Origin of the sequence: Tianxiuia mixotrophica, assembly GCF_050596425.1 — a bacterium.
GTDB lineage: Bacteria > Bacillota > Clostridia > Peptostreptococcales > Acidaminobacteraceae.
In genome coordinates, this window is the sequence record NZ_CP192292.1 from 4,513,835 (window position 1) to 4,532,000 (window position 18,166).

Consider the following 18,166-nt stretch of genomic DNA (forward strand, 5'->3'; position numbering starts at 1 on the left):
GGGGTATAATAATATTAGGTGGAGTGTGTCAAATTGGGAGGTGACGTTATGATTCAAGGAATTTATGCATACAATAGCATATATAGCCTGCTGAATATCAGCCGTAGGGATCTTAGAAATACGTCAACGTCTCCTGCGAGCATTGCAACATCAATGCTGTTTGGAAGCAACTTAAATAAAACCTATGACAAACTCATCAATTATGACGCTTATGAGGAGCAAGCCTCATTCTATGACACTTTTAAATCCAAGCTTAGCGGCCTTAAAAATGCAGCACAAGAACTTTCCAATCCAGACAGTCCAGCATTTGAAACCAGGGAGGCCGAATTTGATTCCCCTGCTGTCTCAGTGACTGTTGAAGATGGGGCACAGCTGGAAGACTACACTATTGAAGTGGAGCAAGTGGCAACCACCCAGGAGAATAAGACAGAGTTTGTCCCTGCAAATGAAGCAAATGAACTTTCTGATGCACTAAACCATATTTCGATTACTATAGATGGAGACGAAAATGACCTGCTCATTGAAAGATCTCCAGAAGAGACAAATCAGGCACTCTATACCAACATTGCAAAGACCATCAATGAGTCTGGCCTTGATGTGATTGCCCGCCTTGTTACCGATGATTCTGAGCAAATATCCCTTTCAGTGACCAGCAAAGAGTCCGGTGAGGATAGTGGTTTTTCCATCGGCGGAAACCTTGGAGAAGCCTTAAACTTAGACACCGTTGGAACCGCGCCTCAGGATGCCATCATCCGTGTCGATGACGATATCATTGAAAGCAGCACAAACCTCGTAGAACTTGACAACGGAAAATTGGCTATAAAAATCAATGAGGAAACAAGCATACCATTCGACCTTCACATTGATGTATCTGGACGTGGGGCACTCGCTGTTGCGAAACGTTTTGGCAACAGTTTTAGCGAGGCCATGATTTATCTAGAGGGTCTCAATTCCGTATCAGCTGATCTCTTAAGCAAACAACTTGAAAGAGCTGTCACCGACAATGAGGATGCTTTTGCGGAACTTGGCATCACACTAAATGACAATAAAAAAATTGAGATTGATGAAAAACAGTTTCAGGCTAAATTTGATGAAAACGATAGGGAAGCCACAAAGATTTTGACTGGATTCAAGGGGGCTGTCAACCAGGTGGAACGCAAGGTCACAGAGGCCCTTCGAACACCACCGACCACCTTTAGACCCGCACCAACGCTTCCTGCTAATATTAGACCTTATAATTTCAGCTACAATCAGAATTCAAGACCTGTTCCTGTGAACTCTCTATTTACAAGCGGATCAATCATTGACGTATTCTTCTAAACCCAGTTTGAGTCATTAAAACACTGATAATCAGCAACTATGTCCACTTAACTCTCGTGTTCCACACAGGAGATTTAAGTGGATTTTTTCATGCAAGGGCTTCAGCTAAAGGGCTTTTGCTATATTGTGTAGAACTATTAGTAGAACAGAGCGACTTGCAAAATATCATTCAATCACCCTTGCTATACCATATATATAGATTTAAGAACCAAAAATTCTATATATGGTATAGATCTGTAATTTTCAAGCGCCTGAGAACTAATAATTGTAGAGAATTGAATGCAATTCTCAAAATTTGTATAGACTTTATATGCCCTAGTGACAACCATAAATAGCATATGTATATTCGGAGGACACTTCATGAAGACCATTTTCTTTGGCGGAAAAATACTTACAATGAATAATCAGTCACCTGTGGCCAATGCCCTTGTTATTGAAAACAACAAGATCTTGGCTTTAGGCCCATATGATGACCTTATGAAAACCTATCGTCCTGATAGGCTTGTGGATTTACAAGGCAAGACCCTGCTTCCTGGTTTTAACGATTCCCACATGCATCTTCTTGGATTTGGGCAGTCTCTTCAACTTTGCAGATTAGAAGGCACAAGGTCCATTGATGATCTAAAGCTAAAGGTAAAACGCTTTATCCAGTCCACAAACGACACCTGGATACGCGGGCGGGGCTGGAATCAAGATCATTTTCTCGAAAAACGCTTGCCCACAGCCAAAGATCTTGACCAGATCGAAGCCCACAAGCCAGTGGTCCTCAACAGGACCTGTGGCCATATCCTCGTCTGCAACAGTGCCGCCCTTAAAATCGCAGGCATCACATCTGATACGCTTCAGCCTGTGGGGGGCGCTTTCGATGTGGATGATCAAGGTCATCCAAATGGTATTTTGAGAGAAAATGCCATGGACCTGGTTCAAAAACACTTTCCTGATCCAACAGAAGAAAGTCTTTCAAGCGCAATCCTAGCCGGGGCAGAATATGCCCTTAGCCAAGGAATAACTTCCGTTCAAAGTGACGACCTTTGCGTTTATCCTCTAAAATTTTCTAGGCTTATAATCGAAACCTTTAGAAAGATGAGTCTACAAGGACATCTTCCAGTGCGTGTGAATGAGCAAGCCCTTTTTCGAACCCCTGAAAATTTAAAGGCTTTTATTGCTTCTGGTTACAAGACGGGACAGGGCAATGCCTTCTATTCAGATGGTCCTCTTAAAATACTGGCTGACGGCTCCCTCGGAGCGCGAACAGCATACTTAAGCCAACCCTATGCAGACGCGCCGCAAGAAACAGGTATTCCTATGTATGAGCAAAGCGTCCTTGATGACATGGTCATGACCGCTCAAAAACATGGCATCGCCACGGCCATTCACGCCATCGGTGACGGCACCATAGATATGGCCCTGGATGCTATTGAAAAAGCTCAAAAATCCTTTCCAAACCCTCAGCTAAGAAGCAGTATTGTCCACTTTCAAATCACTCGCCCTGAGCATTTTGAAAGAATGAACACGCTCAATGTACTGGCTCATATTCAGCCAATATTTATTGATTATGATATGAGCATTGTATCCAATCGTATCGGTGAGGACCGCATGGCCTCTACCTATGTATGGCGTACAATGCTTGAAAAGGGTGTCAAGATGGCCTTTGGATCAGATTGTCCAGTTGAACCCCTAGACATTATGCCTAACATATATTCTGCCGTGACACGCAAGACACTGTCTGGTATGCCTAAAGGTGGATGGATGCCACACGAAAAGCTTGATGTGGGCACTGTCTTAAAAGCTTTCACCCTTTGGGGCGCTTACGCTTCATGTGAAGAGAATATTAAGGGGTCACTTGAACCAGGAAAACTGGCAGATTTCGCCCTTCTTGATAAAAATCCATATGAAGTTGATCCGGATGATATATTAAAAATCAATGTGGTTGAAACCTGGGTTGATGGAAAAAAGGTCTACCAAAAGTAAAGTGACATACTCCATTACAGGTCTTGGGCTTTGTTTGATATTTACTGCCTTCGTCCTGCCTGTACAACCTTCGATTGTCCAGGACGCTTGCGCGTCCTATACGAAAACACAAAAAATCATGTGACCTTGAGCGAGCTCAATTCACATGCACGGGTCTTAGGCTTTGTTTGATATTTACTGCCTTCGTCCTGCCTGTACAATCTTCAATTGTCCAGGACGCTTGCGCGTCCTATACGAAAACATAAAAAATCATGTGATCTTGAGCGAGCTCAATTCACATGATTTTTTATGTTTTCGTGCAGGTCTTTGCTTATATCGGGTTCACTCAACAAATATCTCCACATGTTCGTCGCCGTCGTCTACTTCTACGAGTCGACCTTCTGCGCCTTCTTGTATCATTTTTATGATTTCATCCATGTCCACATTGCCCATGCTTTCTTGGAGTTCCGGTGAAAATTTCTTTCCAATTTTTAGTCCCACATTTACAAGGCTAATTGGTATTTTGATGTTTACAGTTTCCTTGCCTTCTTTTTCAACTCTTACTCTTAAACGTCTCGGTCGACCTGTATGTCCACCTTGTGCTGGCTCTATGGATAAATCTGTTTCCGCGTCCTCAATTTCCACAGCCTGCATTAACTTCATGCCCTCGTCTGCTGTGATTTTACCTTCTTCGATCATTTTGAGTATTTGCATTTTTTCACTTGTCATTTCTTTTCACTCCTTCTTAACCTTTTCTCTTTTTTTATGACCCTTATGTCTTATTTCCCAAAGCGCTTACTTTTCACCTTGCATAAGTTCCAGTGCCTCTTCAGATGTTATTTCACCCTTATCAAGACGATCTAATATAGATTTTTTATCCACGGCATCTGCTTTGGGGACTGTGGTGTATCCCAATGCTTCAATAACTTGGTCTAAATTTCTTCTGACTGTGGGATAAGAAATTCCCATTTCTTTCTCTATCTCTTTGATATTGCCTCTGTTTTTTACAAAGACCTCAATAAACATTTTCTGCTCTTTTGATAAATAACTGAACTTATCCAGCTCGAAATCGCCCTCAATGGATGTGCTGCAGTTATGACAGTGTAATTTGGCTACCTTGAGTTTTGAAGCACAGACTGGACAAGTGCCTATAACCGTCTTTTTCATAAACGACCTCTTTTCTAAATCCATTTCTTCATGAAGATGTCTTTCTTTAATTAAATCATATATCAATTTTATTAATTAATCAATTAATTTTATTAATTTCTAATTCAATTTTAATAATATTCGAATTAATATTATTCTTACCTCAAATATTTCTATTTACCCAGTCTTTCTCAAACCATGTGTATAGCAAATTAAAGTACAATGTCTCATTCATGCCCCTATAATGCTATAAGAATACCCTTTTTTTCAAAAGGGTAATTCAAGAAAAAAGCCTGCAAATGTCATTGAAACATTTGCAGGCTTTATATTTGCTATTCATTTTTTAAAACTATTTTGTGTGCTTCTTCTACTCGACTGTCTTATAGTCTTCTTTTGTGGCCTTGTCTATAGTCTCGTTGTCTTCTTTTGTAGCCTTTGCCACTTCAGTGACAGACGCCACAAGCGATGCCACATTTTGCATTTCTGAAGGAATAATAAGCTTTGTAGATTGTCCATTTGCAACTTTTGCAAGGGCTTCGAAACTCTTAAGTGTTAACACACCTTGATCTGGTGCAGATTTCTTAATCATTTCAATACCTTGAGCAGTCGCCTGTTGAACTTTAAGAATGGCTTCAGCTTCACCTTCAGCTCTTCTAATTTGAGATTCCTTGTCTGCTTCTGCATCAAGGATACGGGCTCTTTTGCTTGCTTCTGCTTCCAGGATAGAGGCTTCTTTCTTACCTTCAGCCACAAGGATTGAAGACTTCTTCTGGCCTTCAGCACGAAGAATGGCTTCACGTCTTTCACGTTCTGCACGCATCTGCTTTTCCATTGCTTCTTGAATGTCTTCTGGTGGATTAATGTTTTTAACTTCAACACGATTAACCTTAATTCCCCATGGGTCAGTCGCTTCATCCAGAATGGCACGCATTTGCGTGTTGATTAAATCCCGTGAAGATAGAGATTCGTCAAGTTCCAGCTGACCAATAATATTACGAAGCGTTGTCGCCGTTAAGTTTTCAATGGCAACGATCGGACGAGATACCCCGTATGCATAAAGCTTTGGATCAGTGATCTGGAAATATACAACCGTATCAATCATCATACCAACATTGTCAGCTGTGATAACAGGCTGTGGTGGAAAATCAACGACTTTTTCTTTGAGTGATACCTTAGATGCCACTCGGTCGATTAGCGGAATTTTCACATGAAGACCAACGTCCCATGTGCCTTGATATGCACCCAGTCTTTCAATTACATAAGCATTTGACTGAGGTACAATACGGATATTTACCGCGATTAGACCAATTACCAATATGAGAAGTGCAAAGAAAATAATAAATCCCATTTTTTATCCTCCCTTATCTCTCCTGAAATCAGGATAATAGTTTTTTATAAGAAGCCATTCGGCCACTCGACATATTTATGCCCTATTCTTCAATAGGTTTAACAATCAACTTCACACCTTCAACTGCAACAATTTCCACTTCATCGCCTCGTGAAATATCCTGTCCAGTTTCCGACTTAGCTGTCCAAATCTGTCCTTTAACTTTCACTTGTCCCAAGTTATATGTGTCTATTCTTTTAAGGACGATCCCCGTTTCACCAAGAAGGGCTGTCACGTTTGTTTTTGAAGCTCCAATACGCAAATACTTTTGAGCCACAGGTCTTGTATAAACAAGCATTAACAAGGTCACAACCAGGAATATAGCAATTTGTAAATAAATCGGTAGTTTTAATAATGACGCCAGGAGGGCCACGATGGCACCAAGAGCAAACCAAATCGATGTTAGTCCTAAAGTGAATGCTTCTGCAACAGCAAAAACAATGATTAAAACAGTCCACACTATGGGCATAGCGCTAACAATATCAAACATGCTGTTCACCTACCTTTCGTTTATTCCAGCACTTGTTAATTCATCAGAGCAACTTGCAAATTATTATTTTATACTTGTTACTATATTTGTTGACTCACATTAATAATGACCCACTCTAGGCCACTTCTGATAAGTTTCTACATGAAATATCTTCCTATAACAACACTATACAGGAGATTCCTTAAAAATGTATTAACTAAGAATTAAACGCTTATTATTCCTTTAAAGGACTTGAAATTCCCATGATAACTTCACTTGATTAAATTCAGGCGCCTGCAAAATTACAGATCTATACCCTCGCCATACCCTATATAAAAGTTTTGATTCTTAACTTTCTGTATATGGTATAACGAGGTCTCTTAAATGATATTTTGCAAGTCCCTCATTTAATAAAATAACCCCACCTTCTTCTGACTGTTTATCAAAATGAAGGACAGGGCTCTTTTACGCTTTAAACAATTTCTATGTTGCTTTCATCTGTTTCCTTTTCAAGAAGTCTCTTAGACGCATATTGCATGATAATAGCCCCCAGTGGAGCTGTTATGATTATCGACAAGACCGCCATGGCTAGGATTAAATCCCCCGATGCCACACCGTAACTTAGAGGCACAGCACCAATAGCGGCCTGAACAGTGGCCTTTGGTGTATAACTTATCACACAGAATATTCTTTCCTTAAAGTTTAAGTCTGTCCCTAAAACAGATATATATGTACCAACACTTCGAGCCATGAGTCCGAATGATATAATGGCTATCCCCAGGAGGCCTGCATCAATGGCAAGGGCTGTATTCACTTCTGCACCAACCAGCACAAAGAGTATAATTTCAGCTAGAACCCATATTTTATTAAACTTGGCCGATAGCCTGTGAGCCACCTTGGGCCGAAGCTCAAGAATAATAAAGCCAATGGTCATAACCCCTAGAAGGGCAGCAATTTCAACCGTGCCTTCCAGAAGGTCTTCCAGGGAAGTGAGCAATATGGCCACCCCCATAATAATCATGACTTTCTTAGTGTCACGAATATGGTAGCGCCTAAAGACCCTTACCAAAATATAACCCATGACAACACCCGAGATGATTCCTAGAATAATGGAAATCGGAATACCAGCCAACTGCACACCAATATTCACGTGGTTTCCGCTATAAAGTCCTAAGAACGTTGAAAATATTGTGATTGCAAAAATATCGTCAAGGGATGCCCCTGCAAGTATCAATGTTGGAATGTTTTTATTCGTGCCCAGTTTTTCATGGGAAAATTGAAGCATTAGTGGCACCACAACAGCAGGAGAAACCGCTGCAATGATAAATCCTAATATGCCACCTTCAATAAAGCTTAATCCAAGCAACTTTGTTGATATAAAGGCCACAGCAAACCCTTCAAATACTCCTGGAATAAAGCCCATGCGAACCGCCGCAGATCCAACACTTGAAAGTTTTTCTTTACTGATACCCAGCCCCGCCCGAAGAAGTATAACAATAAGGGCTAGTCGCCTTAAGTCGCCTGCGACTTCCATCAAAGTGGGATCCAACCAATTCAACCCATACGGTCCAATGAGAATTCCCAAAAGCAGCATGCCCAGCAGACCTGGCAGTTTCATTTTTGTAAAGGCCACATTTGCCAGCATACCCAATAACATTATTATTCCAAGACTCGTAATCATATATATCCCACCTTTTCACTCTCGAATTTTACCATAGCCAGTGTTTGTATTCAATCGTTTCAGACGCCCATGTTTTACGTATATATATAGTGATAGCTACTATATTGTTCATCACATGAGAGGTGACCCCATGAAGAAGAAAAATTCATACCAAATTCGCAGTTTCATCGTCCTACTTATAATATGCGTGGCCTCACTTATTGGACCGGCTGTTCTATTTCCTGAAAACGCCCTTATCATGCAAATCTTAGCCTTCATAATTATCTATTCTGTGGAGCGCTACCTGGTATATAAAAATCTAAGACTCAGCTTTGAAGCATTTGAAAATGCCCTTGATGTGCTTCGGAAACTACTTCCCGCATATATTGCAAAAAACCTGCATTTTTCATTTGATATTTATAAGCCTTCTGATGGCAAAGCAACGGCTGAGAATATTAAAGATGCCATTGATGAAATTCTTTCAGAGCAAAGCAAAATGATGAAAAAATATGAGACCCTCAACAGTGACTTAACCCACTATGTCAATGCACAACAGATTCTTCTTGATATTGCCCATGAGATGATTTCCATCAATGATACGGATGCCCTTTACGATTTATTTCTCAAAAAGGCTATTGAGCTTGTTCCTGGAGCACAAAAGGGCAGTATCCTGCTTATGTATGAAGGTGAAATGATGTCATTTGTTGCATCAAAAGGCTTTGACCTTGATCGCTTAAAATCCCTTCAACTCAACGCTTATGACTCTTTTCTCTCACTAAACCGAACCACACTTCGAACCGAACCCTACATCATTAATAATATGAATGACCACAATACCAGTCGTTTGGATGAAAAAACCCTCGAGGAACTGCTCAATATCACAGGGGTGGAAATACGCTCAACTCTTACGGCTCCAATCCTAGTGGACGGCGAGATATACGGTATGATCAACCTAGACAGTGAAGAAAAGGATGCCTTTAAAAATACTGATATAACATCTATGCTCTTCTTTACATCTCAACTTGGCATTGCCATTAAGAATAGGCAGCTTATTGATAAGACCTTGTATTTATCCCAGTATGACAGGTTGACAGGTATTTATAACCGTTCTTATTTCGAGGAGAACTTCTATGAATATCACAAAAAAGTCTTAAGCGGAAAAATGACCTTTATCCTTCTATTAATGGACCTGAACTATTTGAAAAAAATTAATGACACTTTTGGTCATATTGCCGGCGACAAGGCCCTTCGTACATTTGTGACCGAAATTCAAAAAGACCTGCCCGAAGATGCCCTCGTCGCACGATATGGTGGCGATGAGTTTATAGCGCTTCTTCCAAATTTAAACTATAACGAGGCCTTTCACATTATGAATGCCTCCATAGATCGATTCAAAAATGTGAGCATGCCATTTAACAACATTGAAGTGCCCATAAGATACAGCTTTGGACTCTCCGCTTCACCTGATGAGTCCATGGTTATGGATATTCTAGTTAAAATTGCTGACCAGCGTATGTATAAACACAAAACCATAACAAAGAATGATGAACCCCATATATTTGAGTCACTCATGCCACCCGATATATTGGAGCTCTAATTTTGAATAGACAAAATATTTATATTTAATCTTATGCGGTTAGCCCCATTGACGAGGCGCTTGAAGTATAAGTTTCAGACGATGCATTTCTATAATTAAGGTTTTATAGTTTTTACTGGGGTAAGTATAGGCATGAAAAAGGAGGTGTATATATGTTACCAGATGGTTTGACCATCGAACTCATCGATGACATTATCTACTGGAAAAACACCACAGGAAGTATCTCTGAACAAGAAGCCCTAAACATTGCAGAAGAAATCAAAGAACTGATCGAGTCAAAACCTGTTCGCGCTGTCATTGTTGACAATAGAAATCTCTATGGTGTTTGGTCGCCAGAAGTCGACAAGGTCTGGGTGGACCTTATGACCTATCTCCCAAACTACGTCGACAAAACCGCAACCCTTTGTCAGAATCATATTAATAAGCTCCAACTTGACTACCTGTCGTCACAAGCAGGTACAAAAGAAACCGTCAAAGCTTTTACAGAAAAAGAAAGACCAGAAATGGAAGACTTTTTAAAACTAGAAACAAACATACTGGACCACCACTAAGATAAACCATACATATGTCGAAATCTACCATTCAGGGGATTCTGTCAGCAAAACTAAAAAACGCTTAGTGAATGTTTCTTTATCCATTCACTAAGCGTTTTTTGTATGCTGTTGATACAATATTTTACTCTCACTTATATCGTTAATATATAAGGGGCCCCAGTCTTTGGATGGTCAACTATGCAAACGTCTATACCATAAACACCCCTAATATTCTCTTCTGTCAAAATCCTGTCCGGCTTACCGCTTTCCACAATCTCACCTTTATGAACCAATATAACATGGTCACAGTAGGTCATGGCAAAGTTTAAATCATGAAGAATAGCCACGACTGTGATCCCCTTGTCCTTGCATAGGGTTCTTGTGAGTTCCATCAAGGCAATTTGATGTCTTATATCAAGATGGGTTACTGGCTCATCCAATATGAGGATATCCGGTTGTTGGGCCAATGCCCTGGCAATAATAACACGTTGTCGTTCACCGCCGCTAAGTTCTTTAACCGACCTGTCTTTATACTGCCATGTGTCCGTTTTTTTCATGGCTTCTTCCGCTATGGCATAATCACGATTCGATTCTCTTTGGAAGCGACCGATATGAGGGGCGCGCCCCATCAGGACAATTTCCTCTGCAGTAAAATCATACTCTATGACATTCGATTGTGGAACTGCTCCAAGAACCTTTGCAAGGTCTTTTTGAGTCATAGACCGAACATCCATCCCCGATAAAAAGACAGTCTTCTTGTGGGGACTTATAGATCGCATGATGTTCTTCACAAGCGTTGTTTTACCTGATCCATTTGGACCCACAATGCCTGAGAAACTGCCCTTTTCAATTTTTAGATTAATCCCCTTTAGAATCGGAGTCGTATCATAAGCGTGGCTTAAGTTTTTCACTTCAACTGGATACATGTTTTACCTCCCAGCCAATTTTCCCTTGCTGTTTTGCAAAAGAAAAATAAAATACGGTGCACCTATAAAGGCCGTCATAACACCAATGGGAATTTCTGATGGCGCAAACATCGTCCGTGCTATGGTATCTGCAACCAGAAGAAAAATGCCTCCTGTCAGAACCGATAAGGGAATCAGCTTTCTATGGTCTGGGCCAACAAAAAGCCGAACAGCATGGGGCACAATAAGACCAACAAAGCCTATGACCCCACTCATGGAAACTGCTGATGCCGTCACTGCTGATGCCACAAGTAGAAGAATCACCCTAAGCTTTTCAACATTTACCCCCAGCGACTCCGCCACATCTTCTCCCATAAGCATGATGTTTAAGTCCCGGGCAAAGATCATAAAAATCACAAGTCCCAAAAGAACAGGAACAAGCATAAGGCCAACCTTGGTCCAGGATGCTGTTGCCACTGACCCCATGGTCCAGAATACAATGCGTTCCACTTGCTCCCGGTTAAAAACCATCAGCATGGATATTGCCGAGGAAAGGAGAAAATTTAGGGCTATACCTGAAAGAAGTAAGGTCATAACCTGGGTTTTACCGCCAACTTTTGAAATTTGCCAAACAACCAGACTGCTCGTCATAGCTCCAGCGAAAGCCCCAATAGTGATTGTGCTAAAAAAGGGCACCGTTATAACCAGGCCTGTTACAATAACACATGCTGCCCCAAAAGCCGCACCAGATGATATCCCCAAGACATAAGGGTCTGCCATTGGATTTTGAAAAACAGCCTGAAAAACCACACCTGATCCGGCCAGCGCCATACCTATTATGACTGCCAGTAATATTCTAGGCATCCTAATCTTCCAAACAATGAGGTCCATTGATTTGTCTAGCGTCTCTATTGGGCCGCCACTCAAATGAGTCTGAACAATATCAACCACATTCTTGACGCTGACCTCTGCTGGACCAAACGTCGCCGCTACAGCCATTCCAAAGATCAGTATGCATAGGAGACCCACACTCATTCCAAATATTTTTCTACTATTTAATGCCATTTCGGTACCGCCTAACTTGACTCGTGCCGAGTTTCAGAGCCAACTGCATAAAGAATGTCTTACTCCAATTTATGTGCACATGCACGATCCACAGATAAGTTAATGACCTAAATCTGCTTTTGTGGACTTCTTATTTTGTAGAGTCAAAGGCTTCAGGATGAAGTATCTTTGCCAGTTCTTCTAGTCCATCCGCCAACCTTGGCCCTTGTCTATCAAGGGTGTTGTTGTCTATTTCAAATAGTCGATCTTCCTGAACTGCTGTTAAATCTTTATAGCCATTCGCAGCTTGAATACCTTCTTTTGCCCCAAAGTATTTGGAACAAATTATGATATGTGGATCTTTCTCAACCAATTTCTCAAGACTGTATGACCAACCTTCTACATCTGATGCCACATTCTTTCCACCAGCCATGCCGATCATCTGGTCTATGAACGTGCCTCCACCGGCTGTGTAATCACCATATTCTCCATAGCCCACAACATAATATACTTCTGTGGCTTCAAGGGGAGACACACTGTCTTTGACCTTGCTCACTTTTGCTTTCATATCTTCAACCACTTGCCTTGCACTGTCTTGTGCATCCAGGATAAGACCCGTCTTTTCTATGACGTCATACACACCTTCAAAACTGTCCTGAGAGCTCAAAATAATCACTTTTAAGCCAAGTTCGTCAATTTTTTTCATTGTTTCCTCTTGAAAGTGTGTCGATGCCAGGATTAAATCTGGTCCTATTTCAACAATCGTTTCTATGCTAGGATCTTTTAGTGTCCCCACAGATGGCACATCTTCCACTTTCGGGGGATATGTGTCATAGTCCGTCCGTCCTTTGAGAAGATCCCATACACCAATGGCATCAATGGTTTCTGTTAAAGAGGGAGCTAGGGATACCACCCGTTCAGGTTTTTCATCAATAACAACTTCTCTGCCGAAATGGTCTACGATCGTTAAAGGGTATACTGTCGTATTTTCCTTTTTGTTTGCTTGTGTTTCATTATTTGCTTCTGTTCCACTGGCTTGTTCCTCGACTTGATTTTGATCACTTTCTAAATTGTTGATTGCACTGTCTGAGTCTGTCTCGACTGATTGTCCACCACAAGCGGTCATGGCAAAAACCAGTGTGAACAAGACAACGACCGATAAAAATCTTTTCATATTTTCCTCCAATATATCGATTTATGGGAATAAAAAAACTCCACTAAAAAGTGGAGGGTCCCGTTTTTCCCTAACCATAAGATCTCATCCTCGTGAGATGCTTTGTACTGACTTGGCAGGTCTCCTGACTCTGGTTCAACGTTCTATTAGCCTTCCCAGTTTCCCAGTGGATATCAATAGAACTCCCCATTACAGTGGCGGGACCGTGTCGGCATTTCACCGAACTTCCCTATTAAGCACTAGGTGCACCAAATCATTTCATATTGTGATGTCTTATTAAAATCACTAGACATCGCCTTAACTCATATAGGCATTATACATGATTTTAAGCAAATTATCACCCCAGAACATACACTTTCAATGTTATCCACAGCTTTGTAGACAAAATAGTGGATTTTATCCTTGACATTTGACCTTTCCCCTGACTATACCCACAATTTCCACGACTTTTACACAGGTTCTTGTGGATAAACACCCGATTTTGTGCATAACATTTTTTATGTCATTCGAACATATTTTCGATTATGCACAGAATCCACATGTTATCCACAGTTTTCCACATGTTTTTCACAACCTTTCTCTTGGGAGGGGACTCTATATATTAAGATTTCTTTCAATTGGAACGAATTATGTCACAAGATAAAACGTTCATTAGAATTCATAGAATTCATTAAAAGGATTGACAAGCATCTATCTAGTTGTATAATTATATTAGAATATTATAATATAGTTTTAAATACACCTTTAACTGTAATAACCCAGGAGGGGAATATGAATCTTATATATCAAATGCAGGCCGACTATTTAAAAGCGCTTGCCCATCCAACGCGACTGAGGATCTTAGAGCTCTTACGGGATCAAGATGAGCTTTGCGTCTGTCATATTATTGAAGACTTAGCGCTTGACCAGTCAAACACATCCCAGCATCTGCGCGTCCTAAAAAAAGCTGGAATTGTCACATCCAACAAGGTGGGCTTAAAGGTATTTTACAAGCCTGTTTCCAAGGATGTATATAACCTTATTGATTTGCTAAGACCTTTACTAGCTAAGCAAGTCCAATCTATTACTGCTGTGCTTGAATCGGAGGAATTGTAATGACCCTAATTTCTGATATCTTTAAGCTTATTTTCTGGCCCTTTATTCAAGTGGACAGACTCATGATAAAAATTGCAGATCTTTTGACATACAATGTATTTGGAATCACCCCGGAAAGCCATCTAGGTGGAAGTGTGCATTTTTTCATTTGTGACTCTATGAAAATTATTATTTTGCTCAGCTTCATGATATTCACCATTTCTCTTATTAGAAGTTTCTTCCCGCCAGAACGGGTTAAACTCCTTCTTAATAAGACAAATGGACTTTTTAAGCATCTTCTCGCTGCAAGTCTAGGCGTTTTATCACCATTTTGCTCTTGCTCCACAGTGCCCATTTTTATAGGCTTTGTTGAATCTGGCATCCCCCTTGGTGTAACATTCACATTTCTTGTGACTTCACCCATTGTCAATGAAATTGCAATTGGGTTTTTGATTATGACTTTCGGACTTAAAATTGCTGTTATTTATACGATTGCAGGTATGTGCATCGGTATGTTTTCAGGCTATTTAATCGACAAACTTCACCTTGAACATCTTGTGGAATCCTATATTTACGAAATGCAGTCCGGTGAGACAATTGTGCCCGATATGACATGGCAAGATCGTATTGAGTTTGCTGTTCAAAATGTCAAGGACATTACAGGTCGAGTATGGAAGTTTGTTTTGATTGGTATAGGCATCGGCGCTTTGGTGCATGGTTATGCCCCAGCGGATATTCTATCCACTTATGCTGGCCCTGACCAGCCCCTTGCGGTATTTATTGCCGTAGCAACGGGCATACCTTTATACTCTAATGCAGTAGGAACCATTCCCATCGTTGAAGCCCTTATTTTGAAAGGGGTTGGCGTGGGCACAGCCCTGGCCTTCATGATGTCTGTGGTCGCCTTGTCCCTCCCTGAAATCATCCTGCTCAAGCAGGTTATAAAGCCCAAACTCATTGGCATATTTGTTGGTATTACAGGGTTTGGAATACTAACTGTTGGATACTTATTTAATATAATCTTATAAAAACAATGGAGGTTTCAAATGAAATCAATTAAAATTCTAGGCACAGGTTGTAAAAAGTGTTCAGACACATACGACCTTGTTAACAAAGTGGTTGCAAAACTTGGCGTCGATGCTGAAGTGACAAAGGTTGAAGATTTAAAGTCCATTATGGGTTACGGTGTCATGTCAACACCAGCCGTTGTTATTGACGACGTTGTCGTTGTTAAAGGCAAAATCCCTAAGGAAAAAGATGTGGAAAGCTGGTTAAAATAATGAAAATCAGATTGTATGATCAAGTTTGCTGAGGGTACTCAAAACTCGGCACGGTTGTGCGTGAGGCTCTCAAGCAACTTAATATGAAGGCAGACTATAAGATGATAGCTGATCTGAATGTTATGAAGGAAATCGGACTTGAATATACACCTGCCCTTGAAATCAACGATGAGATGATTTCACAAGGAAAATTTTATACGGTTGATGAAATGAAAATTTTGTTATTAGAACACACAAAAGCGCCGCTTTAGAACACCTTCTAAAGCAGCGCTTTTTTTCAAAATTATTTTTTCTAAATGGAGTCCTTGCGTTTATACAAGTAGGAGGGCCTTCCCCTTGTTCCATAGGACATTTCAATTTCTACAAAACCCAGCTTTTCAAGATATTCTAAGTAGCGTCTCAGTGTCACCTTTGACATACTCAAACTCTCCGCCACCTGTTCAATGGTGACAGCCTCTGAAAATCCTTCAAAATACTTTTTAACCCTGTTGAATGTTCTTTCATGTAGACCTTTTGGAAGGGATTTATTCTGCCCCTCTGACTGTCTTAGGAATATATTATCAACCTTGCTCTGATCGATTTGAGAAATGGTGCCTGACATGGCCTTTCGTTGTATAAATGTTTCAAGAGCCTTTTTTAGTCTTTCAAACTCAAATGGTTTGATCAAGTAATCGATGGCACCAAATTGAAAGGCCTTTTCTATTATTTCAAAGGATCTTGCCGCTGAAATGAGAATAACATCTACGGTTCGTCCTTCTTCTCTGAGTTTCATTAGGAAATCTATGCCCGTTGTTTGGGGCAAATATACGTCTAAAAGTATTAAATCAGGATTGTGCTTGGCTATAGCCTCACAAGCTTTTTTTGCATTTAAGGCAATTTCCACACAATCAAACTGGTCTTGATTATCTATATATCGCTTGTGTATTTCAGCTAACATCGGGTCATCTTCAACGACTAAAACTTTCCACATAGTATCCCCCTTGATATCACATGACTGTGACTGAACATTTTAAGACTGGTCTTTCATGGCAAACTTGTCTAAAGTCACCGTCACGGTTGTGCCTTCACCAACTTCACTGTCGATGCTCAGTGTGCCTTTACAGCGGTTAACAATCTTATTGACAAGATCCAATCCAACACCTGGTGAATTTGTCTTAGTTGAGTATCCACGCTGGAGGGCTTTTTCACACTGGGCCTGTGTCATACCTGGCCCATTATCTATAATCTGAATCACCAGTTCTTCCTGGCTACAATGTATATACACCTGAACTTCCCTATCATCTTTCGAAACCGTGTCTCTCGCATGGGCTTCAATGGCATTTTCGATGAGGTTTCCAAAGACAATCACCAAATCCTCCATATTGAGGCTACACCCAATATCGAGAACACTGTCTTCAGCCAAATAGAATTTTATACCTTCTTCAGTGGCCCTGTTATAAGCGCCAATAAATAGTTCACGTATGGTTGGTTCCATAATTTTACCCGAGAAGAGTTCTCTTAAATTTTCATTTTCTCTTTCAATAACGCGACTAAATTCTCTAGCTCGTTCGTATTCTCCCAATTGTAAGAATCCCGATAGGACATGAAGTTTGTTTCTAAAGTCATGGGAATTTGCTCTTAGGGCTTTTAGGACAACTTTTACCCCTGTCACTTCTTCAGCCAATTTCTTAAGTTCTGTACGATCTAATATGGTAGCCATGGCCCCCACAACTTGGGTGCCACTTGTAATAGGCTTTATATTCGATAAAATATAGGTTCCCTTATAGAATTGTTCTCGACCTATTTCTTCTTGTCCAGTCTCAAGAACTTCCACTAGACCACTTTGAGGATAGATTGTCTCAATAGGCATACCAATAATATCTGTCCCCTTATATTTGAGTATTTCACGAGCCGATTCATTGGCTATAGATATATTTTTATGAGTATCAATTGCCAAAATACCCTCCCTTGCACTCGATAGAATGGCATTTTGATATTTAAATAAATTGACGATTTCTTCCGCTTCATAATTGCCAAGGCTCTTGTTGATCATGCGGGCCAATATCCCCGCCCCATAGCCACCTATAATGATACTAAGTGCTATGCTCACCAAAACAATGTAACTCAGTTCTTTTTCGTGTAATAGAATTTCAGAATAAAAACTACCCGTAACCACGTATCCAATTTGTTCTCCCTCATGGAATATTGGGACAAATGCTCTTAACGACTGGCCCAAAGTTCCCATGGCCACCGATGTATAGCTCTCACCAGAATTAACGATTCTATCATCATCGCCACCACTGACCTTCTTTCCAAGCCTGTCATCGTAAATATGGCCAAACCTTATAGAATTCATATCTGCGACTGTAATAAAATCAACTAATTTAAGCTTTTTTGTCATACTTTTAACATACGGCTGTATTATGTCACTATTTTGCTCAATAAGACCTCTGCGAACTCGATCGGAATCTGCAATCAGGATAGAGGCGTTCATTAAACTGGTTTCTAGGCTTTCTCTTTCACGCTCTAGTCCCCATTCTCGCACGATAAGTCCACTTAACATTAGGGTCATAGATATAAGGACTGTTATCATGATTGTCACTTTTGTGTTTAATTTCATAATCAGCCTCCAAATATTATACTTATCT

At 40.5% G+C, this 18,166-nt stretch carries 17 protein-coding genes, 1 pseudogene and 1 riboswitch; of the genes and pseudogenes, 8 read left to right on the forward strand and 10 right to left on the reverse strand.

Features of this window, described 5'->3' with window-relative positions; genetic code table 11:
• Positions 1–48 precede the first annotated feature (48 nt).
• Positions 49–1,320, forward strand: coding sequence for a flagellar cap protein FliD N-terminal domain-containing protein (locus ACQ4KW_RS19900; RefSeq protein ID WP_430884178.1), 1,272 nt, complete (start codon positions 49–51; stop codon positions 1,318–1,320).
• A 360-nt stretch (positions 1,321–1,680) separates the two neighbouring features.
• On the forward strand, positions 1,681–3,291 hold the full coding sequence (locus ACQ4KW_RS19905; RefSeq protein WP_430884179.1) for an amidohydrolase: 1,611 nt from the start codon (positions 1,681–1,683) through the stop codon (positions 3,289–3,291).
• A gap of 321 nt (positions 3,292–3,612) precedes the next feature.
• Here the strand turns inward: ACQ4KW_RS19905 and ACQ4KW_RS19910 are convergent, their stop codons facing one another.
• The 5 genes from ACQ4KW_RS19910 to ACQ4KW_RS19930 form a co-directional block, all read right to left on the reverse strand.
• Entirely contained in the window at positions 3,613–3,999 is a 387-nt protein-coding gene (locus ACQ4KW_RS19910; protein WP_430884180.1) for an SHOCT-like domain-containing protein, read from the reverse strand.
• Between the two features lie 66 nt (positions 4,000–4,065).
• Positions 4,066–4,437, reverse strand: a complete 372-nt coding sequence (locus tag ACQ4KW_RS19915; protein ID WP_430884181.1) for a DUF2089 domain-containing protein — start codon at positions 4,435–4,437, stop codon at positions 4,066–4,068.
• Positions 4,438–4,783: 346 nt separating this feature from the next.
• Positions 4,784–5,764, reverse strand: a complete 981-nt coding sequence (locus ACQ4KW_RS19920) for an SPFH domain-containing protein (protein WP_430884182.1) — start codon at positions 5,762–5,764, stop codon at positions 4,784–4,786.
• An 82-nt stretch (positions 5,765–5,846) separates the two neighbouring features.
• Positions 5,847–6,293, reverse strand: a complete 447-nt coding sequence (locus tag ACQ4KW_RS19925; protein ID WP_430884183.1) for an NfeD family protein — start codon at positions 6,291–6,293, stop codon at positions 5,847–5,849.
• A gap of 451 nt (positions 6,294–6,744) precedes the next feature.
• A complete protein-coding gene (locus ACQ4KW_RS19930) occupies positions 6,745–7,953 on the reverse strand; it encodes a cation:proton antiporter (RefSeq protein WP_430884184.1) in 1,209 nt (402 codons plus the stop codon).
• Positions 7,954–8,083: 130 nt separating this feature from the next.
• On the opposite strand from ACQ4KW_RS19930, the gene ACQ4KW_RS19935 reads away from it, so the two are divergent.
• Together ACQ4KW_RS19935 and ACQ4KW_RS19940 are read left to right on the forward strand one after the other, a co-directional pair.
• A complete protein-coding gene (locus ACQ4KW_RS19935; protein WP_430884185.1) occupies positions 8,084–9,529 on the forward strand; it encodes a diguanylate cyclase in 1,446 nt (481 codons plus the stop codon).
• Positions 9,530–9,681: 152 nt separating this feature from the next.
• Positions 9,682–10,080 (forward strand): hypothetical protein, encoded by a 399-nt coding sequence (locus ACQ4KW_RS19940; RefSeq protein WP_430884186.1) that lies wholly within the window; start codon positions 9,682–9,684, stop codon positions 10,078–10,080.
• Positions 10,081–10,214: 134 nt separating this feature from the next.
• Here ACQ4KW_RS19940 and ACQ4KW_RS19945 read toward each other — a convergent pair whose 3' ends face one another.
• The 3 genes from ACQ4KW_RS19945 to ACQ4KW_RS19955 all read right to left on the reverse strand — a co-directional run bounded on the left by ACQ4KW_RS19945 (position 10,215) and on the right by ACQ4KW_RS19955 (position 13,185).
• Positions 10,215–10,988, reverse strand: coding sequence for an ABC transporter ATP-binding protein (locus ACQ4KW_RS19945; RefSeq protein ID WP_430884187.1), 774 nt, complete (start codon positions 10,986–10,988; stop codon positions 10,215–10,217).
• A 3-nt stretch (positions 10,989–10,991) separates the two neighbouring features.
• Positions 10,992–12,032 (reverse strand): FecCD family ABC transporter permease, encoded by a 1,041-nt coding sequence (locus ACQ4KW_RS19950; protein WP_430884188.1) that lies wholly within the window; start codon positions 12,030–12,032, stop codon positions 10,992–10,994.
• Positions 12,033–12,162: 130 nt separating this feature from the next.
• Complete coding sequence (locus tag ACQ4KW_RS19955) at positions 12,163–13,185, reverse strand: ABC transporter substrate-binding protein (protein ID WP_430884189.1); 1,023 nt, start codon at positions 13,183–13,185, stop codon at positions 12,163–12,165.
• Between the two features lie 97 nt (positions 13,186–13,282).
• Positions 13,283–13,453, reverse strand: a riboswitch (cobalamin riboswitch).
• 503 nt (positions 13,454–13,956) lie between these two features.
• Between ACQ4KW_RS19955 and ACQ4KW_RS19960 the strand changes: the two genes are divergently transcribed.
• The 4 genes and pseudogenes from ACQ4KW_RS19960 to ACQ4KW_RS19975 form a co-directional block, all read left to right on the forward strand.
• Positions 13,957–14,280 (forward strand): ArsR/SmtB family transcription factor, encoded by a 324-nt coding sequence (locus ACQ4KW_RS19960; RefSeq protein ID WP_430884190.1) that lies wholly within the window; start codon positions 13,957–13,959, stop codon positions 14,278–14,280.
• Positions 14,280–15,287, forward strand: coding sequence for a permease (locus tag ACQ4KW_RS19965; RefSeq protein ID WP_430884191.1), 1,008 nt, complete (start codon positions 14,280–14,282; stop codon positions 15,285–15,287). The genes ACQ4KW_RS19960 and ACQ4KW_RS19965 overlap by 1 nt, the downstream gene beginning before the upstream one ends.
• A gap of 18 nt (positions 15,288–15,305) precedes the next feature.
• Positions 15,306–15,539: a thioredoxin family protein gene (locus ACQ4KW_RS19970; RefSeq protein ID WP_430884192.1), complete on the forward strand. Its 234-nt coding sequence runs from the start codon at positions 15,306–15,308 to the stop codon at positions 15,537–15,539.
• A gap of 53 nt (positions 15,540–15,592) precedes the next feature.
• Positions 15,593–15,790 (forward strand): annotated as a pseudogene (locus ACQ4KW_RS19975) (thioredoxin family protein); the annotation flags it as partial.
• Positions 15,791–15,831: 41 nt separating this feature from the next.
• Here the strand turns inward: ACQ4KW_RS19975 and ACQ4KW_RS19980 are convergent.
• A complete protein-coding gene (locus ACQ4KW_RS19980; protein ID WP_430884193.1) occupies positions 15,832–16,509 on the reverse strand; it encodes a response regulator in 678 nt (225 codons plus the stop codon).
• Positions 16,510–16,548: 39 nt separating this feature from the next.
• Positions 16,549–18,138 (reverse strand): ATP-binding protein, encoded by a 1,590-nt coding sequence (locus tag ACQ4KW_RS19985; RefSeq protein WP_430884194.1) that lies wholly within the window; start codon positions 18,136–18,138, stop codon positions 16,549–16,551.
• Between the last annotated feature and the right edge of the window lie 28 nt (positions 18,139–18,166).